General features: G+C 38.6%; 10 protein-coding genes. 8 read left to right on the top strand and 2 right to left on the bottom strand.

Going from position 1 to position 19,924, the window contains the following annotated elements; genetic code table 11:
• The first annotated feature begins 20 nt into the window (after positions 1-20).
• From R3X28_RS09760 to R3X28_RS09750, 3 genes are all read left to right on the top strand, one after another.
• Entirely contained in the window at positions 21-1,808 is a 1,788-nt protein-coding gene (locus tag R3X28_RS09760) for an L-fucose isomerase (RefSeq protein WP_317664138.1), read from the top strand.
• A gap of 149 nt (positions 1,809-1,957) precedes the next feature.
• The gene (locus R3X28_RS09755) at positions 1,958-3,268 is read left to right on the top strand and encodes an FGGY-family carbohydrate kinase (RefSeq protein WP_317664137.1); all 1,311 of its coding nucleotides are present in this window, start codon (positions 1,958-1,960) and stop codon (positions 3,266-3,268) included.
• 200 nt (positions 3,269-3,468) lie between these two features.
• Positions 3,469-7,647 carry a two-component regulator propeller domain-containing protein gene (locus tag R3X28_RS09750; protein ID WP_317664136.1) on the top strand — a complete coding sequence of 1,393 codons (4,179 nt, stop codon included), beginning with the start codon at positions 3,469-3,471 and terminating at the stop codon, positions 7,645-7,647.
• A 333-nt stretch (positions 7,648-7,980) separates the two neighbouring features.
• On the opposite strand, the gene R3X28_RS09745 is transcribed toward R3X28_RS09750, so the two are convergent.
• Together R3X28_RS09745 and R3X28_RS09740 are read right to left on the bottom strand one after the other, a co-directional pair.
• The gene (locus R3X28_RS09745; protein WP_317664135.1) at positions 7,981-9,765 is read right to left on the bottom strand and encodes a RagB/SusD family nutrient uptake outer membrane protein; all 1,785 of its coding nucleotides are present in this window, start codon (positions 9,763-9,765) and stop codon (positions 7,981-7,983) included.
• Positions 9,766-9,798: 33 nt separating this feature from the next.
• On the bottom strand, positions 9,799-13,035 hold the full coding sequence (locus R3X28_RS09740; protein WP_317664134.1) for a TonB-dependent receptor: 3,237 nt from the start codon (positions 13,033-13,035) through the stop codon (positions 9,799-9,801).
• Between the two features lie 761 nt (positions 13,036-13,796).
• Here R3X28_RS09740 and R3X28_RS09735 point away from each other — a divergent pair.
• From R3X28_RS09735 to R3X28_RS09715, 5 genes are all read left to right on the top strand, one after another.
• Positions 13,797-15,014, top strand: coding sequence for a glycoside hydrolase family 88 protein (locus R3X28_RS09735; protein WP_317664133.1), 1,218 nt, complete (start codon positions 13,797-13,799; stop codon positions 15,012-15,014).
• Positions 15,015-15,020: 6 nt separating this feature from the next.
• A complete protein-coding gene (locus R3X28_RS09730) occupies positions 15,021-15,899 on the top strand; it encodes a hypothetical protein (protein WP_317664132.1) in 879 nt (292 codons plus the stop codon).
• 121 nt (positions 15,900-16,020) lie between these two features.
• A complete protein-coding gene (locus R3X28_RS09725) occupies positions 16,021-17,373 on the top strand; it encodes an alpha-L-fucosidase (RefSeq protein WP_317664131.1) in 1,353 nt (450 codons plus the stop codon).
• A gap of 75 nt (positions 17,374-17,448) precedes the next feature.
• Positions 17,449-18,549 carry a glycoside hydrolase family protein gene (locus R3X28_RS09720; RefSeq protein WP_317664130.1) on the top strand — a complete coding sequence of 367 codons (1,101 nt, stop codon included), beginning with the start codon at positions 17,449-17,451 and terminating at the stop codon, positions 18,547-18,549.
• Between the two features lie 43 nt (positions 18,550-18,592).
• The gene (locus R3X28_RS09715) at positions 18,593-19,921 is read left to right on the top strand and encodes a sugar porter family MFS transporter (RefSeq protein WP_317664129.1); all 1,329 of its coding nucleotides are present in this window, start codon (positions 18,593-18,595) and stop codon (positions 19,919-19,921) included.
• Positions 19,922-19,924: the final 3 nt, after the last annotated feature.

The following is a 19,924-nucleotide window of genomic DNA, read 5'->3' as shown; positions in this document are numbered from 1 at the left end:
AACATAAAACTTATCCGAATATGAGTAGACTAATAGGCAGATTGCCAAAAGTAGGGATTCGTCCTGTAATTGACGGACGTGAATTAGGAGTTAGGGAATCTTTAGAGGTTCAATGTATGGATATGGCCAAAGCGGCCGCAAAATTAATTCAGGATACATTGCGTTTTCCCAGTGGGGAAAAAATAGAATGTGTTATTGCGGATACTACTATCGGTGGTGTTGCAGATGCAGCAGCTTGTGCGGACAAATTCAAAAGGGAAGGCGTAGAGGTATCATTGACCGTAACACCATGTTGGTGCTATGGTACCGAAGTTATGGATACCGACCCCTTAATACCGAAAGCGGTTTGGGGCTTCAATGGTACCGAAAGACCAGGGGCTGTTTATTTGGCAGCTGCATTGGCAGGATATTCCCAAAAAGGCTTGCCGGCCTTCGGAATATATGGAAAAGAAGTTCAAGACGGAGGCGATAAAACCATTCCCCAAGATGTTTCGGAAAAAATCATTCGTTTCGTGAAGGGAGCTTTAGCGGTTGCCCAAATGAAAGGGAAATCGTATTTGTCCATTGGTTATAGTTCTATGGGAATTGCGGGTTCTATGGTCGATGTGAATTTTTTACAGGATTACCTCGGGGTTCGAGCAGAGTTTGTGGAATCTGTTGAGCTTTTGCGACGTATGGAAAATAATATTTTCGATCAGGAAGAGTATGCAAAAGCACTTGCTTGGACCAAAGAAAATTGTAAAGAAGGTGAAGATAGAAATAGTCCTGAAAGTCAGAAATCGCGTGAACAAAAAGATGAAGAGTGGGAGAAAGTCGTGAAAATGACTTTGATCTGTAAAGATCTAATGAACGGCAACCCCAAGTTGAAAGAGATGGGGTTCGGTGAAGAATCCAAAGGACGAAACGCCATTATGGGCGGTTTTCAAGGACAACGACAATGGACGGATTACCAGCCCAATGCCGATTTTACCGAGTCTATTTTAAACTCATCTTTTGACTGGAACGGTATTCGTCAGGCCTATGTGTTCGCAACGGAAAACGATTGTCTAAACGCAATATCCATGTTGTTCGGTCATTTATTGACGAATAAAGCACAGTTGTTCTCCGATGTACGTACTTATTGGAGTCCGGAATCTGTTGAACGTGTAACAGGGAAAAAATTAACCGGTCTTGCTGAAAATGGTATTATTCATTTGATTAACTCTGGCTCCACAACCTTGGATGCTACGGCCCAACAATTGGATGCTGAAGGCAACCCGACCATGAAAGCTTTTTGGGATATTACGGAAGATGATGTTCAAAGATGTTTGGATAATACCAAATGGCCACCTGCTACTACCGAATATTTTAGGGGAGGTGGGTTTTCATCCCAGTTTTTGACCAAGGGCACCATGCCGTTGACCATGTGTCGCGTTAACCTAATAAAAGGAATCGGACCGGTTTTACAATTGGTTGAAGGATGGAGTGTGGAATTACCTGAGGATATCCATACCGTTTTAAATGAAAGAACTGACCCTACATGGCCTACGACTTGGTTCGTTCCAAGAACTACGGGAAAAGGCTTCTTCAAAGATGTATATACTGTAATGGCCAAATGGGGTGCAAACCATGGTGCCATTTCCCATGGGCATATAGGGGCCGATTTAATTTCATTGGCAGCTATGTTGAGAATACCCGTAAACATGCACAATGTAGACGAAAATGATGTTTTTAGGCCTAGTGCATGGTCTGCTTTCGGTGAAAATCTTGAAGGCGCAGATTATAGGGCTTGCGAGAATTACGGGCCATTATATGGTTTTAAAGAATGAAAAGTTTTGGGATAATCTAGGTACGTTGTTGAGTTGTTAGTTTGAATTAGTTTTTAAGTACCGGGATTATTCTATAAGCGATGACAAAGCTTTCCCTTTGGTCACAAAAGTGGTTAAAGGGGGGCTTTTCATCAATAAGTATTAAAAACGTGAAAAAGGTAATAGCGGTCGTAGATATAGGTAAAACGAATAAAAAAATATTTTTATTCGATGATTCCTTTAATGTGGTTTCCCAAAATTACAGGCAATTTAATGAAGTTAAGGACGATGACGGTTTTCCTTGCGATGACCTGGATGCTATTGAAGAATGGATTTTAAGCGAAATAAGAAGGATTCAATCAGAAGGGAACTATAAGATAAAGGCCATTAACTTCTCTACACATGGGGCTTCGTTGGTTTATTTAAATGAAAAGGGTGAAAGGTTAACGCCATTATATAATTATTTAAAACCTTTGGAGTTGGCCGATTATTCCTTTATTTATGATGCAAATGGAGGTGTTGGGGAATTTTCCAGACAAACGGCCTCACCTGCTTATGGTATGTTGAACGCTGGTATGCAGATGATATGGCTAAAGAATAAAAAGCCCGATGTTTGGAAGAATGTGAAATACATTTTGCATTACCCCCAGTATTTAAGCTACCTGTTCACCAAAGAAATTACAGCGGATTATACCTCTATAGGGGCCCATACGGCCATATGGGATTTTGACCATATGCGATACCACAAATGGCTGAAAGATGAAGGTATTGCGTTACCAGAACCTTGTAATGGTAAAGAGGCCATAAAAGCAAAGGTCAATGGGGAGCCTATTGCGATAGGCTCTGGTTTACATGATAGTTCATCGTCTTTGATTCCGATATTGGAAAGCAATGGGGATGATGATTTTGTTTTACTTTCGACAGGAACGTGGATCATTGCGATGAACCCGTTCAGTAAAGAAACCTTGACCGCACATCAGTTAAAGAACAATTGCTTGTGTTTTATGACCCCATTGAAGAAACAAGTAAAATCATCAATGCAATTTTTAGGACATGTGCATGAAGTAAATACCAAGGCTTTTTGCGATCATTATGATCTTCCTGAAAATTACTTTCTGAATGTCGGGTTGAACAAAAAACTATGTGAAGACATCATAAGGGAGGGTAGGCAGGTATTTTTTCCAAATAAGGTCCCAGAAGATTATATGGCCGATTTAGGTCAACTGAAGCGATATGATAGTTTTGAAAAGGCATACCATCAACTGGTTTATGAAATAAGCTATTTAGTATTTGAAGGTATACAGCTCATTTTGGATTCGGACAGTAACCTTAGAAGTATTTATATTACTGGTGGTTTTAACAAAAACGATATTTTCGTTGAGTGTCTTTCCCAAATGTTACCTGAACAAAAGATTAAATTTCCTAACGTAAGAAATGCCAGTGCACTTGGTGCCGCCTTATTAATGAAACAATATTTATAGATAGTTGAAACCACATATATCATGGCAATAAACCTAAGAATAGTCGTTTCATTTCGAAATTAAGGGGGGTGAATTGAATTTTATTATGCTTCCTACAATTTCTTAAGTCAATTTTTGCTATTTTAAGGTTTTAATGGTTTTGATCATAATAGTATAAAACTGATTATTCTGATAAATCAATAACCAAACGATAAATGGGCGTGAGATTTAATATAGTTGTCTTCTTTTTTTTGGCGAACTTTCTATGTCATGGGCAATTCAACAACTTCAAATTTGAAAATTTAGATACGGTCGATGGTCTTTCGAGCAGTACTTGTTTGACCATTTTCCAGGATTCTGAAGGCTTCCTATGGTTTGGGACCATAGACGGACTTAATAAATACAATGGGTACGAATTCGAGGTATATAAAGCCATTCTAAATGATTCCACCTCAATAAGTAACAACAGGATCAATGCCATAGCCGAGGATGTCAAGGGCAATTTATGGGTCGGAACCAATAATGGGCTCAATCTTTTTAATAAAGAGAAGAATAGTTTTATACGTATAGACCTTTACAAACAGTTGTCTTTGGCCAACAACCCAAGGAAATTCATTAATGGCCTCATGTACGATACGAAAAGTGATGCCTTATGGGTGGCCACGAACAATGGGGTCATTAAGATCCTGCTGAAAGACTTCGAAGGTGATGTTGATACCCTTAAATTTTCCTATTACATCAATGATGCATCCAACATAAATTCATTGGATAATAATGTGGTCAACGTTATCCTAAAAGACAAAGGGAACGTGATATGGGTAGGTACCAATGGAGCACATTTAAACCGCTACGATCCCATTCATGATAATTTTGAAAGAATTCTTATAAAGAATGATGGAACCTATGAGCTGAACCACATTCCCAAAAACATATTTATAGATGCCGATAATGATTTTTGGATCGGGAACGACCTCTCTAACATGATTCTTTGGAACAGAAAGGATAATAGTTTCATACACAAATCGTTTACTGAGGACCATGTACCGGTGAGGGATTTTTATCTAGATGGGAATGGGGTCATTTGGGCATCAACCGATGGTTATGGGCTATTTTTATTGAATAAGGATTTGGTGAAAGTGGAACAGAATTTAGTGAATAATTTTTCAGATCCATTTTCTTTACCCAACAATAAACCTTCTGAAATATATAAAGGTAGCGACGGTATTTTTTGGATAGGGAGTTACGATAAAGGGGTGAGTAAATTAGACTTATCGCAGAATGCGTTCGGACATTATTATTATCAACCCGATACTCCGGATGGTCTTAATGAGAAGACGGTTCAATCGGTTTTGCAAGATTCCCATGGGCAAATATGGATCAGTGCCTATAACGGAGGGTTGAACCTTTTGGATGAGGAAAAAAATTCGTTTGAGCATTTCAGCCACGATCCTTTTAAAGCGAACAGCATAAGTTCAAATAAGATTTTATATACCTTCGAGTCCGAAGATGGGAACATCTGGGTCTGTACCTTGGATGGTGGTTTAAATAAGTTCGATCCTATTACACACCAGGTAAAACGCTTTCTTCATCGGCCTTCAGATCCCTATTCCCTTGGGCAAAATTCGGTTTGGTCCGGGGTGGAAGACAAGAACAAAAGACTGTGGTTGGGATTACGAACGGAGGGATTAAGTCTGTATGATCCCGTTAGTAGGAAATTCCATAATTATAAGAACATAACGGGAGAAGCGGATGGTCTGGCCAGTAATTTCGTGTTTTTCCTGTTTATAGATTCTAAAAATCGATTATTGGTAGGTACTTCCTTAGGTCTGAATTATATTGACCTAAACCTATATGAAGATAAAATACCTGAAGACATTGTCTTTTCCGAGATAAAGGAAAAAGGTATTGAGGACAACCTGATAAACGATATCATAGAAGATCATTTGGGAAACATTTGGCTGGGTACCGATACCGGAGTCTATAAATTGGATCCTGAATTGAATTTGGTAAAATCGTATTCTTCCAAGGATGGACTTCCGAACAATCTTGTCGTGGGATTAATAGAAGATGATAATTATAATTTTTGGATTACAACGAAAAGTGGACTTACTCTTTTGAACCCCAAAACCGGGCAATTGAATAATTTTAATATCCATGATGGTCTTCAAGGTCCTGAATATCAAAGTAAATCTATTGAAAAAACAAGTGATGGCCGTATAATAGTCGGTGGAATCAATGGATTCAATATTTTTGATCCAGACGATATAAAATTTCCAACAGAGGTAAAGCTACATCCGCAGATAACCAGCTTTAAACTCAATAATAAAAGGGTGGTACAAGGAGACTCTGTTAATGGCAGGGTATTGATAAAAGAACCGTTGGATTCTGGAGAGAAACTAAGGTTAAAGTATAACGAGAATTATATTTCTTTTGAATTCGTGGCCCTTTATTATGATAATCCGGAACAAGTGCATTATGCCTATAAAATGCAAGGACTGGATAATGAATTCGTGGACATGGGTAATAACAGGGTCGTTAACCATTCAAATTTACAACCAGGGGATTATACCCTTGAGGTCAAAGCCTCTGTAGATGGTAATTGGGAGCAAGCTGAGGTTGCCAGTGTTCAGTTCCAGATTCTTTCACCACCTTGGAAAACTTGGTGGGCCTATGCGCTTTATTTGGCTTTTGGTCTTTTTGTCATTTGGGGTATTATGAGGTATTATGCATTAAAGGTGCAAGAAACACAACAACACGAACTGGATCAAATGAAACTCCAGTTTTTCATAAACGTATCCCATGAATTCCGAACACCTTTAACACTTATATTGAACCCGGTCGATAAAATATTATCAAACCTTGATACTAATCCTGAAATCGTTAAAAAATCGGCGATATCCATTCAAAGAAGTGCCCGTAGGTTACTGCACTTGGTAAACCAATTGTTGGATTATAGGAAAATGGATGTCGGTATGGCTCCATTGCAGCTAGAGAAAGGTGACATAGTGCAATTTAGTGAGGATATCTATTCCTTGTTCGTTGGTCTGGCCACAAAAAAGGATATCGATTATAGGTTTATAGCACCATCCGATAAAATTCCCATGCTTTTCGATTTTGATAAGGTGGAGAAAATAATTACCAATCTAATATCGAATGCGCTTAAGTTTACCAACTCCGGAGGGGAGATTTCGGTCTCAATAGAAAAGGTCATGGAAGATGGTGACACTTCACCACGTAGTCTAATGAAAAAGAACAAATTAGGTGATTTTGTAGAAATCGTTGTAAAAGATTCCGGGGTAGGTTTGAACAAAGAACAATTGAAAAATATTTTTTCCAGATTTTACCATATTGATGTTACAAAATCTGGAACGGGGATCGGGCTTAACTTCACCAAAGCTTTGGTCGAGTTGCATGGGGGCGAAATTTTTGTTGAGAGCCAGCCCGATCTAGGTAGTAAATTCATCGTAAGGCTACCGATGAACAGTGACGCTGCGCCGGTTGAAGTGGAGAATATAAAAAATGAATTTTTGATCAATTCAATGAAGTCGGTTGAATATGATATGTATATCGCCGACGATGAAGTTATTGCCCAGTCCGTTGAACAAGAAGTTAGTGAGGTAGATAAACCAACAATTTTACTTGTTGAGGATAACAAGGAGCTTAGATTGCACCTCAAGAATGATTTGGAGGATAAATACAAGGTATTACAGGCTAAAAATGGGGAAGAAGGCCTGGCAATGGTGAAAAAACATTTTCCCGATTTGGTGATAAGTGATGTAATGATGCCCGTTATGGATGGATTTGAAATGTGCAAAATGATCAAAACGGATTTTGAAACCTGCCATATACCCATAATCATGTTGACCGCAAGAAGTCTTGAAGTTGACCGTATTGAGGGTTACGACAATGGAGCAGATGGTTATTTGTCCAAACCTTTTGTAACACGGGTTTTAAGGTCGAGAATTAAAAATTTGATCGAAGCTAAAAAAAGACTTAGAAAAAGGTTTTCTGAAATCGGTGGAATATTCCCTTCAAGTGAGGTAACATCGAATAATATAGATGAGGCATTTTTGGACAAGGCTACAAAAGTCGTAATGGATAATATCGATAATGCAGATTTTAGGCAAGAAGATATCATCAAGGAAATAGGGGTAGGAAGATCACAGTTCTATAGAAAAATAAACTCCTTGACCGGTAAGAACCCGAGCCATTTTATTCGTACCATACGCTTGCGTTATGCTTCCGAATTACTTCTCAAAAACTCGTATTCAATCAAAGAGGTTACCCATATGTCAGGTTTTAACTCTACCGCATATTTCAGTAAGACATTTCGTGAACTGTTCGGGGTTACACCAACAGAATTCATCGAGGAAAAGAAAGGTACCATCAAAGCGGACTAAGCGAAGTACAAATACCCTGATTTAGACGGGTTTTCCGATGCGGAATTCAAATAGCTACAGGTAATACCTATTCCTTTGGTAAAGTAATATATAAATAGGCCAATGAACCTTCATGTGGTAAGATTCATAGGTATATTATCATGAATAAGCTATTTATTTCTTGAACAAAGCTCGGAGTGTTAAATAGGTGAAAATATATAAGGGTAAAATGAAGGTAATTTAAGGGGTAATTGTAAAAAGAGTACATATAGCCAATAAAAAAGGTGGCTGTATGTGCTACAGCCACCTTTAAACTAGACTAACTCAAACTAACTATACTATATCTTTTTGTATTTAGTATCCTGGGTTTTGTAATAGACTATCATTTAAATTTAGCTGGGAGGTAGGTAATGGGAATAAATAATTATCCCTCGTAAAGTTACGTATGGATGCGGGTTGCACTACAAGACAAACTCTTTCACCAACTCCAGTTGTGGTAGCCTCAGGGGCATAATTATAATCTTCAGGAGAGTAAAGAGCATCATTATCTTCATATATAGTACCTTCTATAACGGCTCCATATACGCCTTCACCTAATTCTTCCTCGGCGACTCCCCAACGTCTTAAGTCGGAATATCTAGATCCGCTCTCTGCATAGAGTTCAATAGCACGTTCCCTTCTGATTTCCGTATTTATATCCATATTGTTTTCGGCTAAAAAAGCATTGGATATTGGTGGTAATCCGGCCCTTGCCTTAATCAGGTTTATCGACGCATCCATTTCGGCATCAGTTAAACCACCATTTAATTCATACAGGGCTTCAGCATACATTAAATACACTTCTGCTAGACGAATTAACGGTAGGTCATAAGATTCGGTCTCTGTGGCCCTATAGGCATCGGTTGTTCCCCAATTCCAGCTCATAAATTTTGAATTGAAATAACCATAATTAGTTCCTCCATTCAATAAAACATCTCCATTCTGAGGTATCTCGCCAAGGGTTTGGTGATAGGTGAAATACGCCCGCATTCGTAAATCCCTATTTTCGAACTCATCGGGTGTGTTAGCATACCCTCCGAATCTGTCGGTTTGGTCAATGGGCAAACCATTGTCACATAAAAACAAATCCATCATTTTTCTACTGGGCTTTAATCTACCTTCGTAAACATGGCTTACTAGAACTCCAGCTTGCCTAAATGTAAAATCATATTTGCCATAAAGAATGAATTCTTTGTTCGTAGCCTTGTCCAATCCACCAGGATTGGATCCACCATCTTCTAAATTAAACAAGAAATTGGAACTTAAATCATCCAAAACATCGTTATAATCCCATAGTTCAAAGGTGCCTGAATTCATCACAGATTGCGTAAGGGAAACCACTTCCTGTAGATAGGGTATTATGTTCGAGGCATCATAGCCTGCACTGCCGGCTCCGGTACTAGTGCCGTCACCATCAGTGGTAGTTCCCACATACTTCATCCAGGTAGCTTCATGCAATAAAACTTTTGCCTTAAAGGCCATGGCAGCTTCTTTACTAAATTTACCTTTGTCCTCTGAACCTATATTTGCTTCATTGGGTAATCCTGCGATGGCATCGTCCAAATCAGCTATAATTTGCGCTACAACTTCATATCTACTATTACGCGGCGCATATAATTCTTCGGAATCCACATCTAAAGATGTAGTTATCAATGGTACACCTCCAAAACGTTGTACCAAAAAGAAATACTGCCAAGCTCTATGCATTTTTGTGGCAGCTACATATTCCATGATACTTTCTTCTCCATCATAAGACTCTGCACGTTCCAATAAAAGGTTTATGTCCCGGATATATTCATAGGTGTCGGTATAATAATCATCATCTACTGATGCTATCGTTTCGCCCCTTGCGTATTCCTGCATATCACTTCCTTCTTCATAACCAACTAAATCGGAACCGTGATCGGAATATATTCCTTGATCGTCCCAACCCATCAAGTACGGATAGAACCTATTAGATCCCGTTAAAAAGTGTTCAGCTTCTGTGTAATACACATCATCGGTTATAGAAGCAGGTGGTGTTAAGTCTATAAATTCATCTTCACATGAGGTGAAGAATACCATGAAACATGGTACTATTATATATATTAGTTTTTTCATTTGTATATTTTTTAGTTTAAATGTTTCTATAACTTATAAAGATACTTTAAGACCTAAAGCCCATGTACGCATAAATGGATAGACGCTATTATTGGTGCTCTCTTGGAATTCTGGATCATATCCGTCCTTTACACTGGTGAACTCGAAAAGGTCATTTCCTGAAAAATAAATCCGCAAGTTGTTAATAGGTGTTTTACCGATTTTAAGATCTTTAAAGTTATATCCTATCACTAGTGATTTTAATCTGATGTACCTGTTATTTTGTAGCATAAAATCTTTGTTGATATAATTCCAACTCGTCACATTTCTTTGTGTAGTGGATCTTGGATATTCCGCATTAGGATTTTCTGGAGTCCAAGTGGTACCTAACCAAGTGGTTGCTTGGTTTTGCCATATTTGCTGGAAAGGTGATGAAAAGTATCCTGTTCTAAGTATACTTTGATCCAATACACCTTGGAAAAAGGTGCTAAAATCCCAATTCTTATACTTTAAATCCAAATTAAAGCCATATACATAATGTGGGCTGTTATCTCCATGATATGTTAAATCATCAGTGTTGATAACGCCGTCCCCATTAGAATCTATGATTTTCGTATCTCCAGGAACTAATCCTGCAGCATTATCTTGAGCATATAGAATACTGTTATCTTTTCCTCCATATAGGGCATAATACGCGTCTACTTCGGCTTGTGTTTGGAAATAACCATCGGTATCATATAAATAAAAGGAGTTAATAGGTTTTCCTAGAATATTTTCATCATCGTCCACATCATTTAAACCAGCTTGTATAGCTTCGGCACCATCATACTCCGTAATTTTATTTCTTGAGTCACTCATATTGGCACCTACACTTATATCCAGATCACCTACTTTTCCATTCCATCCCAATTGAACTTCCCATCCCCTGGTTTCCAAGGTTCCGGAATTGGTAACAGGAGCGCCGGTTCCTAGTAAATCAGGGTAAACCAAACTAACTAACATGTCCCTGTTATCTTTTTCATATAAATCTACAGAACCGAATAAATGGTTGTCGAATAACCTGAAATCTACACCGATTTCTTTTGTAACTATACGTTCCCAGGTCGTAGTATCACTAAACAAACTACTAGCTCTTGTTGTTACTTGTTGTCCGGCATTGGTTTGTCCAAATACAGTATTTCCAAAACCAACTGTTGATAAATAGCCAAAATTGCCGAAACCGGATGTACTACCCAATTCACCATAACCACCACGTAGTTTTAAGAAGGAAATGGTATTACTATCTTTTAGAAAATCTTCGGCACTGATGACCCAACCTCCGGAAGCACTAAAGTAATTAGACCATTTTTGTCCATCCGCAAATCTGGAGGACCCATCGCGTCTACCTTGTACCTCTAAAAGATATTTTTCTTTGAAATTATAATTTAAACGGCCAATGTAACCAAAAGCGCCCCAGGTGTTTCCACCACCTTCTGTTTCTATGTTCTGATCTGTGGCACCGAGGTTTAAATCATATACTCCATAATCTACAAAACCAAATCTTTTAGCTCTTAGTCCATTATTTTCATTTCTCTCAGCTTCAATAGCTAATAATCCAGTAAGCCTATGGTCGCCAAAGGTATTGTCGTAATTTAATGTGGATTTGTAATTTTTATAGGTGATGTTACCGGTTTCTTCCTCAATATAGGTTTTACTTGCATCGGTTATAGTAGTAGCAAGATTGCCATCCCAATCATATAGGGGTACCGACAATGCGTATTCTTGATCTTCGCTATTTTGTTTACTTATAGCATATGAAGCTGTGATATTCAAATGATCGGTTAATTTATAATCCAGTAAAGCGGCTATTTTAAACTGTTCATCAATTTGATTTGAACGACCGCCATCTATTACCTGTGCTACAGCGTTTCTTCTACCTGCGATATTAACCCCCCCGAAGACAGAATAATATTGTCCGTATTGGTTATATGAAGGGAACAAAGGAGCATCATAGGTTGCGGCATCCCTTGCTAAACCACCTGTAGGTCCTGATATATGTCTATGAAAATAAGAGACATTTGTATTTAAGCTTAATCTATCAGAAACATTAACATTATAATTTAAAGAGAAATTATATCTGTCCGAAGAGTCATCGGCAATTTTCAAACCACCTACGTTTTCATCATAACCTGCGGAAATACGGAAATTACTTTTTTCATTACCTCCAGATAAACTAAAGTTATGTTGACTGGAGTAGGAGTTACCGAACATTTCATCAAACCTATTTCCTTCTGCTATCCACACTCGTCCGTTAATGGGTAAATCATAATATCCTTCTTCCCCGTTGGCAATTCTTTCTAAGGTTTCATGGTTGTCCCAAAAGAAATAACGTGGGGCTTTACCAGCTACCAAATCTGCATCTACCGCTTCAAGGTATAATTGTCCATATTCCTCCATGGTCGGTGTCGGTGGTCTTATACCTATCGTACCCATACGCGTTATCGTACTGATATCGACCTTGATGTCACCTTTCCCTTTTTTGGTGGTCACCAAAATAACACCTCCTGCTGCTCTAGAACCATAAACCGATGCAGAACCACCTTTTAATACACTGATATTTTCAATGTCATTGGGGTTCATATCGGTGAATGAGGTTGTGTTAATGGCTGGAATACCATCAATAACTATTAAAGGATCTATTCCATTAACGGAAGAGGCCCCCCTAATAAGGAAATTAACATTTTCGTCACCAGGCCTGGATGAATTACGGGTTATGACCAACCCTGGTGTTCTACCTTGCAGGGCAAGGGCGGGACTACCTGTTGCAATGTCCGCAAAAACTTCAGACTTGACCTGTTCAACAGAACCGGTTAAGGTCTCCTTTTTTGCAGTACCGTAACCTACAACAACAACTTCGTCCAAAGCAGTAGTATCAGGGGCCAGGTTTACATTAATCAGGCTTTTTGTTCCCACTTGTATTTCTTGGGTCACATATCCCAAATAAGAGAAAACCAAAATAGCATTGGAAGAGGGCACGGTTAAAGCATAATTACCGTCAAAATCCGTTACGGTACCAGTGGTTGTACCTTTTACAACTACGGCGACCCCTGGTAAGGGCATTCCGTCATCACTACTTATAATTGTACCTGTTACATTTGTTTCTTGTAGTTCGTCATTCGTTAAGACCGAATTTTCCAAATTGGAAAATAAAGTTTCCGCTTGCATTTGGTGCGTCCCGAAAACCAAAAAACCTACAATGAAGCATAACTTTGTGAAAAGCTTCAGTTTTGTTTGATAGATTAGTTTAATCATAGAATTATTCATTTAAAGGTTCATAAAGTTAGTTTACTGTAAAAAAAACAGCTCTAGAACTGTTGATTTGACAATTGTTAAGGCAATGTTAATTAGAAATAAGGGAAAGGTCTATAAATTATCATTCAATGGGTATAAATTATAATCTCTTTTATAAAAACGGGTAATAAATTATAGTTAAAGAGACTTTTGGGACATTTGGGATTACTTTGTCAAAAAACATTAAAATACACCGACTTTTTTTATTTTCAATATTGAATCCGATGGCTTTTTATCATCCTGGGCATATATCTATAGTTCTTATTGCTTATTACGTAAAAATGAATCTAATAAACAGATAAACAGTATATTAAATGGTTTTTAGTTCTCGTGTTATGCTTTGTTTTAATTCATTTCATCCGGTATTTTTTCTTGTTGAAAGGGTGTTGTTCCTTTGTCTGGTTTATGTAGTTGTAAAATGATATTTTATCAAGGTTCTTTGGTTCAATTCCATTTTTTTGACTAGAATCAGCTAAAAATTCCTTTGCATTGTTCCAAAGTCCTTTTAAATCATAAATCTTATAAAGTGGGATGATATTTTATAGGATATGAATGATATTTTATCTCACCTGTAGGCTAATCTCGGTAAACTTGTATTCAAGAATTTCAACTTAAATTTTTTTGTTACGGGTGCTTCAAATTACCCTCGAGGTTTAAACGATTTTCTTTTTTAATTACTAATAAATTTTAATGAATCCATAAGGGTTCGAAAATTATTTCAGATGAGAATAAGGCTGCCATTGATTTTGTTTGTTTCGTTATTGATTTCTTCATGTGCCTCTGAAAAAAAAGAGGACTTAGGTTTTTCTCCTAGTAAAGTACTACACGAAAATGTGTTAAAGATTAAAACAACGGAGAAAGCCCTTGGGGATGTTGATCAATTTCCCAGAAATATCCCGAACGGACAAACGACTTGGGCAACTGTTGATGTACAGGATTGGTGCAGTGGGTTTTGGCCCGGTGTTTTGTGGTATGCCTTCGAAGCTTCCGGTGATGAGTATGTAAAGGAAGAGGCTGAGAAATTTACGGCCCCATTAAAGACCATAGCCTACAGCTCTGCAAGAAACCATGATATAGGATTTATGGTATATCTTAGTTATGGCAATGGTTATAGGTTAACCGGTAACCCTGAATATAAAGAGGTACTGTTGTCAGCCGCCGATACTTTGGCCACGCTTTACAATCCTAATGTAGGTAGTATACTTTCATGGCCTTCCCAAGTAAACAAATTTAGGCATAATACCATTATTGATAATATGATGAACTTGGAGTTGCTTTTTTGGGCGGCCAAGAACGGTGGCAGTCAAGATTTATATGATATTGCGGAAAGTCATGCCAATGTAACCATGAAAAATTTGGTTAGACCAGACAGTGCTATTTACCATGTCGGGTCTTTTGATGAGGTCACAGGTGAATTCATTGAAGGTAAAACACATCAAGGTTATGCAGATGAATCTATGTGGGCCAGGGGGCAAACGTGGGGAATCTATGGTTTTGCCGTTGCATATAGGGAAACAGGTAGAAAAGATTTTCTCGATACTTCGATAAAGGTCGCCGACCATTTCCTAAACCGTTTACCCGAAGATGGAATACCTTATTGGGATTTTGATGATCCAAAAATACCAAATGCGCCGAAAGATGCTTCTGCCGCTGCAGTCGCCGCTTGTGGGTTACTCGAATTATCTGGCCTTGTCGAAGATAAAGGGTTAAAGAATAAATATATAGATGCAGCGACGAAATTAGTTACTATATTATCTTCTGATAAGTATTATAGTGGAGATGCCAATCAAGCTCTTTTATTACATTCCACTGGGCATTATCCTAAAAACTCGGAGATTGACATTCCTATAGTTTATGCAGATTATTACTATATGGAAGCCTTATTGCGTTTAAAAAAGTTGAACGAAACTCAAGAAAGTAAGGCTGTAGCTAAATCATAACTATATATGAATATGAACCTAACATATAATAAACTTATTCTTATACTGCTAGGGATGTTCTGTTTTATTGGAAAAGCACAAACGATACCGTATACACAAGGTAGGATCGTTATCAGTTCGGACGGTAATGAGCACGATCATGATGATTGGGCGGCAACACCTTTCTCCTTGGCGCTACTTGAAGCTAAAGGACTACAGGATAGTCTTACCGTTTACACTTTCAGTGATCATATATGGGGCAGCAACCATGAAAAGGCAAATGGAAAGGAAGAGATGTTGATCAGTGCCCTTGAGGGAAAAAAAGTATTCAACTTTGAGAATTCAAGTTTTATCGAAGCAGTGGAGCATCCTAAAAAGGCAATTCGCGCGATTACCGATGAAATCAATAAATCGAACCAAAATAGCCCTTTATATATTATTGCGGCCGGACCAATGCATGTGGTTGGCAGTGCCATTGAAAAGTCAGATCCTTCCAAGTTGAAATTTGTTCGGCTTATATCACATTCCAATTGGAATAATGACCATGCCAACAAACCTTATGATTGGGAACAACATACAGGGTGGACATGGGATGGTATCAAAGACAAATTCGAACCCATGGGTTTGGTTTTAGATCGTATAGTGGATCAGAATGGTGGTAAGGACTACGAGGGCATGAAAGCACCACGCGAGATGTTCGATTGGATCAAGACATCGCCAGTGCGAAAAGATTCCTCCCAAAAGGAAAAACAATTGGATTGGTTATACCAACGTCAATTGACCTGTATTAAAAAAGGGGAATTTGATCCTTCGGATGCAGGAATGGTGATTTACTTATTGACCGGGAAACAAAAAACAGGTCCCAATGATGCCAAAGAAATTATTGAGCATCGGGTTCGGGGATAACCTACAGAAGCCCAGATGTCTTTTTGTTTAATAGCTTCATCTTAACTTACTATTTTTAAGGTCTTTTGATGGAAGTTTAAAGCAAAGGGCAATTACAAACTAAAGTGTTGAAATTAAACAAATGGAGAAATTAAAGAACTTTATATTGCTTTTTGTTTTAGTGTTTGGGTCTGTAAAAGCACAAAACACTTCCGATAGCACTGATATTACTCAAGAACAGCGAATGGAATGGTGGCAAGATGCGCGTTTCGGAATGTTCATCCATTGGGGCGTGTATTCCAAAGCTGGCGGTGAGTGGAAGGGGGAAACGAATCATGCGGAGTGGTTGCAGTTTACGGCTAAAATCCCCCTTCAAGAGTATAAGGAATATGCAAAAACCTTTAATCCGATAAAATTTGATGCCAAAGAATGGGTGTCTATCGCAAAAAATGCTGGAATGAAATATATTGTGGTCACTTCAAAACACCATGATGGTTTTGCCATGTATAATTCCCAAGTAAACGATCATAACATCATAAAGGGTTCCTCCTTTCATCGGGATCCACTAAAAGAACTGGCAGAGGAGTGTAAAAAACAGGGCTTGCGTTTTTGTGTGTATTATTCCTTGGGTCGGGATTGGGAAGATCCGGATTGTCCTACGGGTTATGCGGGCAATATTGCATGGAGAAGCAACCTTATTGATTATCCGATTGAAAAAGACAAGAAATTACAGCGTTACCTAGATAGAAAAGCCATTCCCCAAATTAAGGAATTATTGACCAATTATGGCGATATCGGGGTCATGTGGTTCGATACCTATGAGTTGGTAAGTAAACAGCAAGGGCAGAAAATAGTGGATATAATTAGGGAATTGCAACCTAAATGTATCATCAATAGTAGGGTCGGTCCTTGTTTGGGGGATTATACGGTCAATGAGCAGGAAGTACCCGAAGGAATATCCATAAAACCTTGGGAAAGTTGTATGACCATGAATAACCATTGGGGGTACAACAAGGCCGATGACAATTGGCGAACAAGTGAAGAGTTAGTACACCATTTAATCGACATTGCCAGTAAAGGAGGTAATTTTTTACTGAATGTAGGTCCTACGGGAGAAGGTGTCATTCCCACTGAATCTGCAGAGAGATTGAAAGTGGTTGGGGATTGGATCAAGGTGAATGGCGAGGCCATTTACGGAACGACCTTTAGTCCATTCGAAAAATTCGTTTGGGGTCGTTGTACCCAAAAGAAAGAAAATGGAAATACTATATTGTATTTTTCAGTATTCAACTGGCCTGAAAATGGTGAGTTGATTGTTCCCGAGGTACATAATAAAGTAATGAAATCCAGCTTGTTGGATTCTGGAAAACAAATAAAAACCCATTCTTTAGATAACGGACTGGTAATAAAGTTACCCAATTCAGCACCAGATCCATTAGCAACTGTAGTTAAAGTAGTGGTAGAAGGGGTTATAGACGATCCAAGCTCGAAATAAGTATTTCTAAAAAAGAATAGGGTGGTTTTATATTAAAAACGGTCAGAGAATTTAAAAAGAGTTAATAAGATAAAAATGGGGGAATATTTTAAACATATGATTTTTGCCGTGCTCATAGCATTTACATCATCATGTTTGGCTCAAAACCCTATTAAAGCTAATCTGAAAGAAGCCCCCATAAATGGTGGATTCCAAATGGAAGATTATTGGGTTTGGGGGAGTTCTGTGATTAAAGGGGACGACGGTATCTACCATATGTACGCCTCTCGTTGGCCAAAATGGTTGCCTTTTCATCCGGGTTGGATGGTCGCTTCAGAGATTGTTCATGCCACCTCGGATGTTCCTGAAGGACCTTATAAATTCCAAGATGTGGCCCTAGGGGCGAGAGGAGCACAATATTGGGACGGCAGGTCTTGCCATAACCCTAAAATCGTAAAATATAAAGGGGTCTATATTCTTTATTATATGGGGTCTACGCATCCTTTTGAAGATATTACAAAAGATAATATCGATGAATTCGATTTAAACAGTAAATGGTGTAGTGCGGGCCGATGGGGAAAGCGTGTTGGAATGGCTACTTCCGATAGCCCGTACGGTCCATGGAAACGTTTGGATGCCCCTATTTTGGATGTTAGTCCGAATACCTTCTATAGTTTTTTAACTTCAAATCCGTCTCCCTTGATCAAGGAAGATGGCTCGGTGGTTTTACTCTTTAAGGGAAGAAGCTATCAGGAAGATGGTATAAAACACAGTGATATGGCCATTGGTGTGGCTACGGCGCCCAAATATGATGGAAAGTATTCCGTTGTAAAAAACGAACCCTTATTCTCAATGGAACGTTTTGGGGAAATCGAGGATCCACATCTTTGGAGCGATGATTCGGGGTATCATATGATAGCAAAAGACCAACGGGGTAAAATAACCGGGGGGCAGGGCGATGGACTTTTGGCACATTCCAAAAACGGTATCGATTGGGTCATAGACGAAAATCCGAAAGCATATACGAAAACAATTCAGTGGGATAATGGTGAAACCATACGCCAAGGACAATTGGAACGGCCATTTGTCTTGGTTGAAAAAGGAAAGCCAACACACATATTTTTTGCTACCATGGATGGCCCTGGAGGTTTTGGTAACGGTACAAAAACTTGGAATATGGTAGTTCCATTACAATAGAATAACTTTAATCACTTATAAACCAATAAAGATCAATATACAAATGAACAAGAAAATAATTTTATGGTCCATTACCGCAGCACTGGCAGGATTTTTATTCGGATTTGATGTAGTTGTTATTTCCGGAGCGGATAAAAAATTGCAGGCCTTATGGGAGTCATCGGACGCATTTCACGGTTGGGTGGTCATGGGTATGGCACTTTGGGGTACGGTAATAGGAGCAATTTTCGGTGGTATACCAACAAATAAGTTTGGGCGAAAGAACACGTTGATCGTCATTGGTATTTTATTTGCTATTTCGGCCTTGGGCTCTGGACTGGCAAGTGGTCCTTGGGTATTTGCAATATTCCGTTTTATAGGTGGTATCGGTGTAGGTGCATCGACCATAGCGGCACCGGCGTATATCTCTGAAATAGCCCCGGCGAAAAATAGGGGCCGATTGGTAGCGATGTACCAATTCAATATCGTTTTTGGAATTTTGATCGCATTTTTGTCCAATTACCTTTTAAGTGGTATTGGGGAAAATGACTGGCGTTGGATGGTAGGTGTCGAAGCCATACCAGCAGTACTCTATATTCTTTTTGCTTTGAGAGTACCTAAAAGTCCACGATGGTTGTACGCTAAGCACAAAATTGAAGAAGCAAAAAAAGTATTGGCGGTGATCAATCCGGATATTCCTGTAGAGGAGCAATTAAAGGCTTTTCATAGTGATAGTGATGAAACGGATACTACGGAGACCATTTTCATGAAAAAGTATAGGTTCCCCCTAACATTAGCTTTTTTAATCGCATTTTTCAATCAATTTTCAGGGATCAATGCATTTTTATATTACGCCCCAAGAATCTTTGAAGAAGCTGGCCTAGGGGAAAGTACGGCCTTGTTAAGTAGTGTGGGTATTGGTGTAACCAATCTTGTTTTTACCTTGTTAGGGGTTTTCCTTATTGATAAACTAGGGAGGAAAACTTTGATGTATATAGGTTCGGTAGGTTATATCATATCACTAAGTTTAGTATCGACGGCATTCTTTTTAGGTTGGTCAGGAATGGCCGTTCCCATCTTTTTGTTTTTGTTCATAGCGGCACATGCCGTTGGTCAAGGTGCGGTAATCTGGGTATTTATTTCAGAAATATTCCCCAATCATTTAAGGGCTTCAGGACAGTCTTTCGGTAGTTCTACCCATTGGATTTTAGCTGCTCTCATTCCCTCTTTGATTCCATTTTTATTCAACCACCCTATGATAGGGGCCGGAGTCGTATTCCTGTGTTTTGCCATTATGATGGTGTTGCAATTATTGTTTGTAGCCTTTATGATGCCGGAAACCAAAGGGAAGACCTTAGAGGAATTGGAAAAGATAATCTTAACGAAAAAATAATCG

It is taken from the genome of Maribacter sp. TH_r10, from assembly GCF_033101095.1.
Classification (GTDB): domain Bacteria; phylum Bacteroidota; class Bacteroidia; order Flavobacteriales; family Flavobacteriaceae; genus Maribacter_A; species Maribacter_A luteus.
The sequence above is the reverse complement of the archived record's forward strand: the minus strand, read 5'-3'. Positions and strand labels throughout refer to the sequence as shown.